The sequence below is a fragment of the Pseudomonas sp. NBB genome (genome assembly GCF_032701105.1).
Taxonomy (GTDB): domain Bacteria; phylum Pseudomonadota; class Gammaproteobacteria; order Pseudomonadales; family Pseudomonadaceae; genus Aquipseudomonas; species Aquipseudomonas asiatica.
Window position 1 is genome coordinate 5,791,164 of the sequence record NZ_CP103994.1, and the last position, 13,234, is coordinate 5,804,397.

General features: G+C 63.7%; 11 protein-coding genes. 5 read left to right on the plus strand and 6 right to left on the minus strand.

The genetic code is table 11. The annotated features are described in order from the left end of the window. Positions 1 to 319 precede the first annotated feature (319 nt). The gene (locus tag NY023_RS26665) at positions 320 to 613 is read left to right on the plus strand and encodes a hypothetical protein (protein ID WP_015272306.1); all 294 of its coding nucleotides are present in this window, start codon (positions 320 to 322) and stop codon (positions 611 to 613) included. 177 nt (positions 614 to 790) lie between these two features. Here the strand turns inward: NY023_RS26665 and ycaC (NY023_RS26670) are convergent, their stop codons facing one another. Next, complete coding sequence (ycaC, locus tag NY023_RS26670; RefSeq protein ID WP_013974760.1) at positions 791 to 1,420, minus strand: isochorismate family cysteine hydrolase YcaC; 630 nt, start codon at positions 1,418 to 1,420, stop codon at positions 791 to 793. 280 nt (positions 1,421 to 1,700) lie between these two features. Here ycaC (NY023_RS26670) and NY023_RS26675 point away from each other — a divergent pair, with 280 nt between their 5' ends. The 3 genes from NY023_RS26675 (at position 1,701) to NY023_RS26685 (ending at position 5,678) form a co-directional block, all read left to right on the plus strand. Beyond that, positions 1,701 to 2,612, plus strand: a complete 912-nt coding sequence (locus tag NY023_RS26675; RefSeq protein WP_013974761.1) for a LysR substrate-binding domain-containing protein — start codon at positions 1,701 to 1,703, stop codon at positions 2,610 to 2,612. Between the two features lie 203 nt (positions 2,613 to 2,815). Continuing rightward, positions 2,816 to 4,078 (plus strand): OprD family porin, encoded by a 1,263-nt coding sequence (locus NY023_RS26680; RefSeq protein WP_013974762.1) that lies wholly within the window; start codon positions 2,816 to 2,818, stop codon positions 4,076 to 4,078. A gap of 1 nt (position 4,079) precedes the next feature. After that, positions 4,080 to 5,678, plus strand: a complete 1,599-nt coding sequence (locus NY023_RS26685) for an MFS transporter (protein ID WP_044047176.1) — start codon at positions 4,080 to 4,082, stop codon at positions 5,676 to 5,678. A gap of 164 nt (positions 5,679 to 5,842) precedes the next feature. Here NY023_RS26685 and NY023_RS26690 read toward each other — a convergent pair whose 3' ends face one another. The 4 genes from NY023_RS26690 to ycaC (NY023_RS26705) all read right to left on the minus strand — a co-directional run bounded on the left by NY023_RS26690 (position 5,843) and on the right by ycaC (NY023_RS26705) (position 9,972). Next, positions 5,843 to 7,684: an amidohydrolase gene (locus NY023_RS26690; RefSeq protein ID WP_038410295.1), complete on the minus strand. Its 1,842-nt coding sequence runs from the start codon at positions 7,682 to 7,684 to the stop codon at positions 5,843 to 5,845. A 377-nt stretch (positions 7,685 to 8,061) separates the two neighbouring features. Continuing rightward, a complete protein-coding gene (locus NY023_RS26695) occupies positions 8,062 to 8,880 on the minus strand; it encodes an alpha/beta fold hydrolase (RefSeq protein WP_013974765.1) in 819 nt (272 codons plus the stop codon). A 39-nt stretch (positions 8,881 to 8,919) separates the two neighbouring features. Then, a complete protein-coding gene (locus NY023_RS26700) occupies positions 8,920 to 9,228 on the minus strand; it encodes a hypothetical protein (protein ID WP_023661330.1) in 309 nt (102 codons plus the stop codon). A 114-nt stretch (positions 9,229 to 9,342) separates the two neighbouring features. Next, positions 9,343 to 9,972 carry an isochorismate family cysteine hydrolase YcaC gene (ycaC, locus tag NY023_RS26705; protein WP_015272313.1) on the minus strand — a complete coding sequence of 210 codons (630 nt, stop codon included), beginning with the start codon at positions 9,970 to 9,972 and terminating at the stop codon, positions 9,343 to 9,345. A gap of 320 nt (positions 9,973 to 10,292) precedes the next feature. On the opposite strand from ycaC (NY023_RS26705), the gene NY023_RS26710 reads away from it, so the two are divergent. Continuing rightward, a complete protein-coding gene (locus NY023_RS26710) occupies positions 10,293 to 11,720 on the plus strand; it encodes a mechanosensitive ion channel family protein (protein WP_013974768.1) in 1,428 nt (475 codons plus the stop codon). A 108-nt stretch (positions 11,721 to 11,828) separates the two neighbouring features. Here NY023_RS26710 and NY023_RS26715 read toward each other — a convergent pair whose 3' ends face one another. After that, entirely contained in the window at positions 11,829 to 13,115 is a 1,287-nt protein-coding gene (locus tag NY023_RS26715; protein ID WP_013974769.1) for an NAD(P)/FAD-dependent oxidoreductase, read from the minus strand. Between the last annotated feature and the right edge of the window lie 119 nt (positions 13,116 to 13,234).

Sequence of the window (13,234 nt, forward strand, 5' to 3'; positions counted from 1 at the left end):
ATATCAGCAGCATCCTACTTCGTTGCGAGCCATTTCCTACTCAGCCATACCATCTGACGAATTATCCTACGCACCGTGTCGAAGCCCGTCTGATTGTCCGGGGAAAGCCTGCTCTCTAGGCTTGCCGGGTCGCTGTCGGTTCAGCGATCGGGTGTGGAAACCCGGCAGGTAAATCGGAATAGCTGTTGTCATGGCAGCTGCGCGCGGGAGGCCGAATGGCCTGCCGGGGTTCCGATAGCCTGGCTTTCCACCCCGCGTGCAGCCGCCACCCTTCGCGTGGAAACGGATGGTGCCGGCCAACCTCTATCGGAGTTTGGCTATGAAAAAAATTGTCCCCAATCCACCTCTTCCCGACACCAAAGAACGCGCTTTCAGCCGCTGCGATGCCGGCCATCCACCTTTGTTCACAGTAAACCCGGGCGTCTCTGCCCACGACGCCCTGGTGCATGTCGCCCAGTACCTGCGCGGCGCCTACGACTGTGGCTACAAAGCCCTGGAACACCTGGATGAAACCGGCAAGAGCCTGTTCTGGAGCAACCTGAATGCGCTCGAAATGGCAGAAGGGTTGGTTGAGGCATTGCTGGATGGGATTGAGTCGCAGCCCATGAATTGATGTTGTCCTTGCTGGCCTCTTCGCGGGTGAACCCGCTCCCACAAGGATCACCACAGGCGCTGAAACTGTGCAGTCCCTGTGGGAGCGGGTTTACCCGCGAAAGGGCCAGCGCAGCAAACAAAAAAGGCCAGCTCCCTACAGAGGGAGCCGGCCTTTTTGCATTCAACTAACGGGCTGTTACTTACCCGCAGTCAACGCGTTGTAGCTGGTAATCAGGTTGCGATAATCCGGAATGTGGTTGGAGCACAGCGCCGCCAGCCCTTCGATGTCGTTGCGCCAGTCGCGGTGCAGCTCACAGGCCACGCCGAACCAGGTCATCATTTGCGCGCCGGCGCGGCTCATGCGGTCATGGGCAGCATCGCGGGTCATTTCGTTGAAGGTGCCGGAAGCATCGGTCACCACGAACACTTCGAACTCCTCTTCCAGGGCCGACAGCGCCGGGAACGCTACACAGACCTCAGTCACCACGCCGGCAATGATCAGCTGTTTCTTGCCAGTGGCCTTCACCGCCTTGACGAAGTCTTCGTTGTCCCAGGCGTTGATCTGGCCTGGGCGGGCGATGTACGGGGCGTCCGGGAACAGGGCTTTCAGCTCTGGTACCAGCGGGCCGTTGGGGCCTTGCTCGAAGCTGGTGGTGAGGATGGTCGGCAGGTTGAAGAACTTGGCCAGGTCGGCCAGGGCCAGCACATTGTTCTTGAACTTGTCCGGCTCGATGTCACGGACCAGGGACAGCAGGCCAGCCTGGTGGTCGACCAGCAGGACAGCAGCGTCGTCTTTGTTCAGGCGGTTGTAGGTGAATTTACTCATGGTCTGTGCTCCTGAGGGTTATGAATTTTTCAGCATTCGGGGGTGTTTCGCGTTGATGGGCACAGATTAAAATCATCACCTTTGTGGCGGTAGATAGCAGAATTTGGCTTTAGCGTTCCGTTTTATGAACGATGGATTTGTAGGGGCTGTGCCGGCCTCTTCGCGGGTAAAACCGCTCCCACAGGGATAGCGCAGGGCTTGAGCCCTGTGCATTACCTGTAGGAGCGGGTTTACCCGCGAAAGGGCCGGCACAGGCAACCAAACACCCGGAGACCGATCATTGGAAGACCTCAACTCCCTCTACTACTTCACCCAGGTAGTCGAGCACGGCGGCTTCGCCCCGGCTGGCCGGGCGCTGGACATGCCCAAGTCGAAGCTAAGCCGACGCATCGCCGATCTCGAAGACCGCCTGGGCGTGCGTCTGCTGCACCGCACCAGCCGCCATTGTTCGCTCACCGAGATCGGCCAGGCCTACTACAACCGCTGCCTGGCCATGCGCGTGGAGGCCGAGGGCGCGGCGGAGATCATCGAGCGCAACCGCAGCGAACCGCGCGGCCTGGTGCGTATCAGTTGCCCGACCACCCTGCTCAATTCCTGGGTCGGGCCGATGCTTACCCGCTACATGCTCAAGTACCCGCAGGTGGAGCTGTTCATCGAGAGCACCAACCGCCGCGTCGACCTGCTGCACGAGGGTTTCGACATCGCCCTGCGGGTGCGCTTTCCGCCGCTGGAGAACACCGACATGGTGATGAAGGTACTGAGCAACAGCACCCAGTGCCTGGTCGGCCAGCCGCAGTACCTGGAGCAGTTGCCCAAGGGCTTCGACCCGCAGTTGCTCGGCACGCTGCCGAGCCTGCATTGGGGCAGCGCCCAGCGTGAGTACCAGTGGGAGCTGTTCCTGGGTGAGGACAGCAGCCGCAGCATCGTCATCCCGCACACACCGCGCATGGTGACGGACGACCTGTTCGCCCTGCGCCATTTCGTGGTGGCCGGGGTGGGTATCGCTCACCTGCCGCGGGTGGCGGTGCGCGAAGACCTGGCGGCGGGGCGGCTGGTGGAGTTGTTGCCGGACTGGCACCCGCGTTGCGGCATCGTGCATGCGATCTTCCCGTCGCGGCGGGGGTTGCTGCCATCGGTGCGGGCGCTGATCGATCATCTGGCCGAAGAATTCGCCATCAGCGACATGGCTTGAGCCGGTTGCCGCCTGTGCCGGCCTCTTCGCGGGTAAACCCGCTCCCACAGGGTCACCACTAGCCTCAAGGTTTGTGCAGTATCTGTAGGAGCGGGTTCACCCGCGAAGAGGCCGGCACAGGCAAGAACAGCCAGAGCACACACATACAAGACCCCTGGCCTATCCTTCCTCCACAGTCCCGGATCATACCTCCCGGAGCCCCCATGATCCGCGCCACCCACGGACCAGGCTGCGCCCTGCTCGCCACCCTCGCCCTGTGCCCGGTGCTCAGCCAGGCCGAAGAGCCCGGCTGGTCGCTGCTCAGCCGCAACTACTTCCTGCACAGCGACTTCCGCTCGCCCTCCGGCAGTGGCCAGAACTACCGCCAGGAATGGGCCCAGGGCTTCATTGGCGAAATCCGCTCCGGCTTCACCGAGGGCACGCTCGGCGTCGGTATCGATGCCCATGGCTTTCTCGGCCTCAAGCTGGACGGCGGCCGCGGCCATGCCGGCACCGGCCTGCTGCCGCGCGACAGCGATGGCCGCGCCGAGTCCGACTACTCCAGCGCCGGCGCCGCGCTCAAGCTGCGCCTGGGCAACACCCAACTGCACTACGGCGAAATGACCGTGGAAACCCCGGTGTTCGACACCAGCGACAAACGCCTGCACCCGGAGTACGCCACCGGCTGGTTCCTGGACAACACCGACCTGCCCGACTGGCGCCTGCAGGCCGGGCACTTCACCGCCTTCAACAACCAGGGCAACAGCTCCAGCCATGATGACTTCAGCGGCTACGGCGCCACCACCGACAACCGTGCCATCAGCCTGGCCGGTGCCGCGTTCGCACCCGACGGGCCATTCGGCGGCGCACTGTACGCAGGCCAGTTGGAGGACACCTGGCGCCAGGCCTACCTCAACCTGAACCTGGCCGAGGGTAACTGGCGCCTGGACGGCAACCTGTACAAGACCCGCGACACCGGCAATGCCAGTGCCGGGGCAATCGACACCCTCGCCTACAGCCTGCTGGCCAGGTACAGCTTCGGCGCCCAGGCGCTGAGCCTGGCCTACCAGAAGGTCGAGGGCGATACCCCGTTCGACTTCGTCGGCGGCGACTCCATCTACCTGGCCAACTCGATCAAGTACGCCGACTTCAACGGCCCCGGCGAGCGCTCATGGCAACTGCGCTACGACCTCAACTTCGCCACCCTCGGCGCCCCCGGCCTGAGCCTGATGGGCCGCTACGTCAGCGGCCGTGGCATCGACGGTAGCCATGCCCCGGCAGGCGGCGCCTATGCGGGCCAGTACGGCGACGGCGGCAAGCACTGGGAGCGCGACATCGACCTGAAATACGTGGTGCAGTCGGGCGCCGCCAAGGACCTGAGCCTGTCGTTTTCCCACGTCAGCCACCGCGCCAACCAGGCCCAGGCTGGCGATGACATCGACCGGATCTACCTGATCATCGAATACCCACTCAAAGGCAGCTTCTGACATGAGCACGTCCCCTTCAGGCGCCTGGAGCCCATTGCGCAACGCCACCTTCCGCATGCTGTGGATCGCCACCATCGCTTCCAACATCGGCACCTGGATGCATGAGGTGGGCGCCGGCTGGCTGATGACCACGCTGTCGGCCAGCCCGTTGCACGTGGCCCTGATCCAGGTAGCCGGCTCGCTACCAATGTTCTTCCTTGCCCTGCCGGCCGGCGCGGCGGCTGATATCGTCGACAAGCGCCGATACCTGTTGCTGGTGCAACTGTGGATGTCTTCGGTGGCCGTGGTGCTGGCGGCCCTGACCCTGCTCGGGGTGATGAACGTCACCCTGCTGCTGGTGCTTACCCTGGCGTTGGGCATCGGCACGGCACTGATGATGCCGGCCTGGAGTGCGCTGACACCGGAGCTGGTAGGCAAGGACGACCTGGCCAACGCGGTGGCGCTTTCCAGTGTCGGTATCAATGTGTCGCGCGCCATCGGCCCGGCTTTGGCGGGCGTGGTGGTGAGCATGGTCGGCCCGTGGCTGACCTTCGCCCTGAATGCCATCTCGTTCGCCGGGGTGATCCTGGTGCTGTTCCTGTGGAAGCGCGAGGTGAAGGAGCCGCTGCTGCCGGCCGAGCGCTTCGTCGGCGCCATGCGCACCGGGCTGCGTTTCGCGCGCAGTGCCAAGCCCTTGCAGGCGGTGATATTGCGCGCCTTGGCATTCTTTTTCTGCGCCAGCGCCGGCACCTCGCTGCTGCCGTTGATCGTGCGTGGCGAGATGCAAGGTACCGCCGCCGATTTCGGCCTGCTGCTGGCGGCCATCGGCATCGGCGCGGTGGCCGGCGCCACCTTGCTGCCACGCCTGCGCGAACGCATCAGCCGCGACCGCCTGGTGCTGCTGGCCAGCCTGCTGTATGCCCTGTTCCTGCTAGCCCTGGCGCTGGTGCGCAACTTCTATGTGCTGCTGCCGGCAATGCTGCTCAGCGGCGCGGCGTGGATTGCCGTGCTGTCCAACCTGCAGGTGGCGGCGCAGACCTCGGTACCGGCCTGGGTACGGGCGCGGGCGCTGTCGGTGTACATCCTGATCTTCTTTGGTGCCATGGCCAGTGGCGGGTTGCTGTGGGGCACGCTGGCCAGCCATGCAACCATCACCTTGAGCCTGCTGCTGGCCGCAGCTGGCCTGGCACTGGGCACGCTGCTGACCTGCAAGGTGACGCTGCCGGAAACCGCAGCCGAGGAGCTGACGCCGTCACTGCATTGGCCGTTGCCGCTGCTGAGCGACGACATGGACAAGGAAAGCGGGCCGGTGATGGTTACCGTGGAATACCACATCGACCCGGCCAAGGCCGAGGCGTTCCAGCAGGCAGCGCGGGAGCTGGAGGCGATGCGCAAGCGCAATGGCGCGTTGTCGTGGGGGTTGATGCGCGACAGCGCGGACCCGGCGTTGTGGCTGGAGTTCTTCTTCGAGGAATCGTGGCTGGAGCATTTGAGGCATCACCACCGGGTAACCCGGGGTGAGCTGAAGATCGAGGCCAGGGTGCGGATGCTGCAGACCGATGGTGTGGAAGTGAAGATTCGGCATCTGTTGGCTGGAGCTGAGCACAAGACTCACCATTGATGTCTGCTGTGGCCTCTTCGCGGGTAAACCCGCTCCCACAGGGACAACACAGGCCTGAAGGGCGCTGCCGTACCTGTGGGAGCGGGTTTACCCGCGAAGAGGCCAGCACTGAAGGAACAAAAAAGGGGGCCAATAACTGGCCCCCTTTTTCACATCAGCTCAGCTTAGAAAGCAAAGCACGAACAACCCAGCGCCCCCCAGAAGCCCTGGAAGTCATTCACCGGCACATTCGAATGCCGTGCCTTCTCATGGCTGTGCGCATGCACCCCGCAAGGCCCGACACACTGGTGCGCCACCGCTGCCAGCGACGGCGTGCCCACGCGCCAGTGGCCCGGCACCTTGGTCACCGGCGACCACTCCGGCAGCACCGGCACCTGGGGCGGGCCGAGCTTGTCGAATTCCGCCGCGCCATACACCACCTTGCCATCGACCACGGTCAGCACCGACTCGATGCCTTTGATCGCCTCTTCATCGACACTGAAGAAGTCCAGCGACAGCGCCGCCAGGTCAGCCAGCTGGCCCACCTTGATCTGGCCTTTCTTGCCCTGCTCGCTGGAGAACCAGGCGCTGCCCTGGGTGAACAGCTGCAGCGCGGTGTCACGGCTGAGGCCTTCCGGGTACAGCTCCATGCCACCGACGGTCTTGCCGCTGACCAGCCAGTACAGCGAGGTCCACGGGTTGTAGCTGGACACGCGGGTGGCGTCGGTACCGGCGCCCACCGGCACGCCCATGTCGAGCATGCGCTTGATCGGCGGGGTCTGCTCGGCAGCCTTGGCGCCGTAGCGGTCAACGAAATACTCACCCTGGAAGGCCATGCGGTCCTGGATCGCGATACCGCCGCCCAGCGCACGCACACGCTCGATGTTCTGCGGGGTGATGGTTTCGGCGTGGTCGAAGAACCATGGCAGGCCATTGAACGGGATGTCGCGGTTGACCTTCTCGAACACGTCGAGCATGCGCGTGATCGATTCGTTGTAGGTGGCATGCAGGCGGAACGGCCAGCGCTGCTCGACCAGGTGGCGCACCACCGGCTCCAGCTCTTGTTCCATGGTTTGCGGCAGGTCCGGGCGCGGTTCGAGGAAGTCCTCGAAGTCGGCGGCGGAGAACACCAGCATTTCGCCGGCGCCATTGTGGCGCAGGAAGTCGGTACCGCTGTGCAGCTTCACGCTGGAGGTCCACTTGCGGAAGTCGTCCAGCTCTTCCTTGGGCTTCTGGGTGAACAGGTTGTAGGCAATGCGCACGGTCAGCTGGTTGTTGTCGGCCAGCTCCTGGATCACCTGATAGTCGTCCGGGTAGTTCTGGTAGCCACCACCGGCATCGATGGCACTGGTCAGGCCCAGGCGGTTGAGCTCGCGCATGAACTGGCGGGTGGAGTTGACCTGGTATTCCAGCGGCAGCTTCGGCCCCTTGGCCAAGGTGGCGTAGAGGATCATCGCGTTGGGGCGGGCGATGAGCATGCCGGTCGGGTTGCCGAACTTGTCACGCTGGATCTCGCCGCCCGGCGGGTTGGGCGTGTCCTTGGTGTAGCCGACTGCCTTGAGCGCGGCGCGGTTGAGCAGTGCGCGGTCATACAGGTGCAGCAGGAATACCGGGGTGTCAGGTGCGGCCTGGTTGATTTCCTCCAGGGTGGGCATGCGTTTTTCGGCGAACTGGAACTCGTTCCAGCCACCGACCACGCGCACCCACTGCGGGGTGGGCGTGCGCGCGGCCTGGTCCTTGAGCATGCGCAGGGCATCGGCCACCGAAGGCACGCCTTCCCAGCGCAGCTCCAGGTTGTAGTTCAGGCCACCACGGATCAGGTGCAGGTGCGAGTCGTTCAGGCCAGGGATGACCGTGCGCTGCTTGAGGTCGATGATCTGCGTGGTGGCGCCCTTGTGGGCCATGGCTTCGGCGTCGTTGCCCACGGCGATGAAACGGCCATCCTTGATGGCGACGGCGGTCGCGGTGGGCTTTTCACGATCAACGGTGTGCAGTTTGCCGTTGAACAGAATCAGATCGGCGGTCATGGAACCTCCTTGGGTGGATGCGTGAGCGGAACCGGCGGAACCGGTAAAAGGCAATGCGGACCAGAGCGCGCCAGCGGCACCGAGCACGGTACTGGTGGCGAGGAACTGGCGACGGGTCTTGTCGTTGCGGTCCTGGGACATGGGGTTCTCCGTCTGGTGCGGCAGCGGGCAGGCGCAACTGCGGAGCATGCCGGTTGGTGTAGGGACAAGGCTTGGATGGATGTGCGGTGGGTTGTTGAAGGTTAGCCTTGTTCAGCATTTGCGCTGCCTGGGCTGGCCTCTTCGCGGGTGAACCCGCTCCCACAGGGACATCACCGGCCTTGAAGACTGTGGTGTCCCTTGTGGCAGCGGGTTTACCCGCGAATGCCCCAGCACAGTTACTTCTGAAGGAACGCCAGCAAGTCTTGATTGAGTTGCTGTGCATGAGTCACCGCAAACCCGTGCGGCGCCCCCGCGTACACCTTCAGCTCAGCCCCACGAATCAGCTCCGCCGCCCGCTTGCCGGTGCTCTCGAACGGCACGATCTGGTCGTCGTCACCGTGGATCACCAGGGTTGGCACATCGATCTTGGCCATATCCGGGCGGAAGTCGGTTTCGGAGAACGCGGTCACGCAATCCAAGGTGCCCTTGATCGATGCCATCAGCGCAATGTTCAAGGTCTGGGTCTGCACACCCTGGGACACCTGCTGCCCATGGTTGATGCCATAGAACGGCGTGGCGAAATCGGCGATGAACTGCGCCCGGTCGGCACGCAGGCCGGTGCAGATACCCTCGAACACCGATAGGTCGACCCCTTCAGGGTTGTCGTCACGCTTGCCGAACACCGGCGTCACCGCGCCAAGCAGCACCAGCCCGGCCACACGCTCGCTGCCGTGGCGGGCGATGTAGCGGCTGACGTCACCGCCACCCATCGAGAAGCCCACCAAGGTCACATCGCGCAGGTCGAGGTGTTCGATCAGCTGGGCGATGTCATCGGCGAAGGTGTCGTAGTCGTAGCCGCTCCACGGCTGGCTCGAACGGCCGAAACCACGGCGGTCGAAAGCGATGGCGCGGTAGCCGCGGCTGGCCAGGTATTCCATCTGCGAATCCCACATGTCGGCATCCAGTGGCCAGCCGTGGCTGAACAGCACAGGCTTGCCGCTGCCCCAGTCCTTGAAGTAGATCGAAGTACCATCGCGGTTAACGAACGTGCTCATGTCGGTATCTCCTTGAAAATGTCGAGGTAAAGGCCTGGCTCAGCCACGCAGCCAGTTGGCGCAGCGGCGGGTTACCCAAGGCATGATGTAGAACACCACGGGCAGGATGACGAACAGGTTGACGATCAGGTTGCCGATGATCGCGCCCCCCAGCTGCGGGAAGCGTGCGAACAGCGGCGCCAGCAGTTGTGGAATGATCATGGTCATCGGGCAGATCACCAGGTAGGTCAGCAGGGCCTGCTTCCAGCGCGGCGGTTGTGCCGGCGTAGCGCCCTTCGAACTGGCGATTACCTTGTGTTGCAGGCATACGGTCACTACGTCGTGGTTGTCTTGGGGTGCGGTGTTCATCGGCGTTCCTTGGGATGAGCTTGCCCGCATCCACTGTGCAACGGCGGACGGGCGCTGGATTGGACAGGTGTGCTGCCTTGGCGGGCACCGGCTGGCGGTGCCCGCACATCTGGCTTACTTGCTGGCGTTGAAAGCGTTGTAGCTGGTGATCAGGTTGCGGTAGTCCGGGATGTGGTTGGAGCACAGCGCGGCCAGCCCTTCGATGTCGTTGCGCCAGTCGCGGTGCAGCTCACAGGCCACGCCGAACCAGGTCATCAGTTGTGCGCCGGCCTGGCTCATACGGTCGTGGGCGGCGTCGCGGGTCATCGCGTTGAAGGTGCCGGAGGCATCAGTGACCACGAACACTTCGAACTCTTCCTCCAGGGCCGACAGCGCCGGGAAGGCTACGCACACTTCAGTCACCACGCCGGCGATGATCAGTTGCTTCTTGCCGGTGGCCTTCACCGCCTTGACGAAGTCCTCGTTGTCCCAGGCGTTGATCTGGCCTGGGCGGGCGATGTAGGGGGCGTCCGGGAACAGGGCTTTCAGCTCTGGTACCAGCGGGCCGTTGGGGCCTTGTTCGAAGCTGGTGGTGAGGATGGTCGGCAGGTTGAAGAACTTGGCCAGGTCGGCCAGGGCCAATACGTTGTTCTTGAACGCGTCCGGCTCGATGTCGCGGACCAGGGACAGCAGGCCAGCCTGGTGGTCGACCAGCAGGACAGCAGCGTCGTCTTTGTTCAGGCGGTTGTATTTGAAGTTGGTCATGGTCGTTGCTCCTAAGGGTTTTGATCTTTTCAGTAAGTTGGGTGTTTCGCGTTGATGGGGGAAGATTAAAACCATGACCTTTTGGGCGGTAGATAGCGATTTTTGGCTCTAGCGTTCTGTTTTATGAACGATGGTTTTGTATGGGCTCGACCGGCCCTTTCGCGGCTAAAGCCGCTCCTACAGGTACTGCGCACGATTCAGATCCAGCGCAATCCCTGTGGGAGCGGCTTTAGCCGCGAAGAGGCCGGCACAGGCCCCATTGCCTGCCCGTCCAACCTGCTCTATTACTACCCACAACCCTCCCCTCACCCGAGACCACCATGCTGGCGTTCATCCAGTCATACCCGTTGTTGCTCGGCACCGCCCTGGTCCTGCTCGACCTCGTGCTCTGGCAACTGATTCCTCTCCAGCAACGCGCCTGGCGTATCGGCACGCGGTTGGTGCTGTTCCTGCTGTTCAGCTCGGTACTGGTGGCTGCCGGCATGAGCCCGATGCAACCACCCCCCTGGCCCGATGATGTCTCGCGCAACCTGATCGCCACGGTACTGGCGATCGGCTGGTGGCTGTTCGGCGCACGCACGGTGACGGTGGTGTTCGGCCTGTTGCTGGGTGCCCGTGGCAGCCATGGCGGGCGTTTGCTGCAGGATGTGCTGGGGGCGCTGATCTTCCTGGCTGCGGTGGTCGCCGCCGCAGGTTATGTGTTGCAGTTGCCGGTGAAGGGCCTGCTGGCTACATCGGGGGTAATGGCCATCGTCATCGGCCTGGCGCTGCAGAGCACATTGGCCGACGTGTTCAGTGGCATCATCCTGAACACCACGCGGCCGTATCAGATTGGCGACTCGATCTCCATCGATAACACCGAAGGCAAGGTGCTGGAAATCGACTGGCGTGCCACCCGCCTGCTCACCAGCACCGGCAGCCTGGCGGTGATCCCCAACTCGGTGGCGGCCAAGGCCCGGCTGCTCAACCACAGCCGCCCGGCCGATGTGCACGGGGTGTCGGTCAGCGTGGTGGTACCGGCCAAGGTGCGGCCCAAACGGGTGTTCGATGCTCTGGAAAAAGCCTTGCAAGGCGTCAGTGCCATCCTGGCTACACCAAGACCAAAGGTGACGGTGAAAGCCTCGACGCTGGAATCAGTGGAGTACGAAGCCAGCGGCTTCGTGGCCGACGCGGGCGCCAAGGGCGACGCGCGCAACCAACTGTTCGACCTGGCCCACCGGCACCTGGAGGCCAGCGGGGTAATGTGGAACACCGACCTGGCCATGCCACCACGCAGCCGCCAGCGCGAGGTGCTGGACGAGGTGCGGGTGTTCCGCTCGCTGAGCGCTGAAGAGCGCGATGCGTTGAGCCAGCGTATGACGGCGGTGGAATACCTGGCCGACCAGGTAATCCTGGGCGTGGGCGAGCATTCCGATCATTTGCTGGTGATTGGCAGCGGGGTGGTTTCGGCGTCGATTCGCGATGGCGACAAGCTGGTCGAGGCCGGGCGCATGGGGCCGGGCGAGGTGCTCGGGATCGAGGGGATCATCGACGATGAGCAGTCGTTTGCCGAATTCCGCACATTGACCGGTTGCGTGCTGTACCGGATCGACAAGGAGCAGGTGAAGAGCTGCCTGGTGCAACGCGGCGATGTGCAGACGGCGTTGAGCAAGTTGCAGCGGTTTCGGCGGCAGAGCCGGGAGTCGTTGTTGCTGCAGAAGCCGGTTTCGATCAAGAAGGGCGGTTTTCTCAGCTGGTTGCACAAGTAAGCCTGTGCCGGCCTCTTCGCGGGTAAACCCGCTCCCACAGAGAGCGCGCAAAATCTGAACGCTGCGCAGTACCTGTGGGAGCGGGTTTACCCGCGAAGAGGACAGTATTTACAACACAACCCTTAGGCATTGCCCCGCGTGGTACAGCGAGAACCCGGACTCGTAGAACGCAGTCCGCAACGAGGGCGCACTCACGCCCTTCATCGGCGAGAACGGAATCGGCAGGCTGCCCGCCTCCCCCTTCAGCAGGAACTCGGCGAACGCCCGGCCGATCACGGTCCCGGTGGTATTGCCGCGCCCGTTGTACCCGGTCACCGCCACCAGCCCCGGCGCCGGTTCGAACAGGCGCATCAGGTGGTCTGGGGTGAAGTCGATGCAACCGGTCCAGTGCATTTCCCACTCGACCTTGCCCAGCTCCGGGTAATAGTGGCTCTGGATGCGGTCAGCCCAGCTGCGCACGAACCACGCCGGCTTGTTGTCGACCCGGCCCAGGCTGCCGAGCAGCAGGCGGCCCTGGTCGTCGCGACGGATGCTGCTGAGCACGGTGCGGGTGTCCCATGAGCCTTGGCCATGTGGCAGCACCTTGTCGGCTGCAGCACCCTGCAACGGCTTGGATGCCACCTGGTAGTAGTAGCCACGGAAGAACTGCTTCTGCAGGTTGCTCCAGTCGCCTTCGGTGTAGGCGCCGGTGGAAATCACCACTTTGTCGGCGCGCACCGAACCACGTGCGGTCTTCACCCGCCAGGCATCGCCGTCACGCTCCAGGCCTTCGACCGAAGACTGCTGGAACAGCTTGCCACCCAGGCGTGCCACCGCTGCGGCCAGGCCCTGGGTGTAGCCCATGGGGTTGATGGTGCCGGCGCGGCGGTCGAGCAGCGCGGCGGAAATCTTGTCGGTACCGCAGTATTCCTGGCACTGGGCGCCGGTCAGCAGCTCCACGTCGGCACCACGGCGGCGCCATTGTTCGTGGCGGGCCTCCAGGTCGGCGATACCGGTGGCGTTGTGCGCCATGTGCAGCGTGCCTTTGTGCTGGGCCTGGCAGTCGATGCCAAGGCGTTCGATCATGGCGAACACTTCGGCCGGGGCTTCGCCGAGCACCTTGTTCAGGCGGCTGCCCTGCTGCAGGCCGAGGGTGGCCTCGACATCGTCGGGGCGGATCCAGGTGCCGGCGTTGACCAGGCCGACGTTGCGCCCGGAGCCACCGTGACCGATCTTCCAGGCCTCCAGCAGGATCACCGACTTGCCCTGTTCGAGCAGGTGGATGGCCGCCGACAGGCCGGTAATGCCGCCGCCGATCACACAGACATCGGCCTTGTGCTCACCGGCCAGGGCTTGGGCGGCGACGGTCGGTTTGCTGACGAATTCCCACAAGCATTCTTGACGCAGTTCGGACATGGCCCGGCTCCAGCAATTTGTTCTTGTTTGGGGCCGTTGTGCGGCCCATTCGCGGGTAAACCCGCTCCCACAGGTGCATCACAGGTTTCAAGAACTGTGTTGTACCTGTGGGAGCGGGT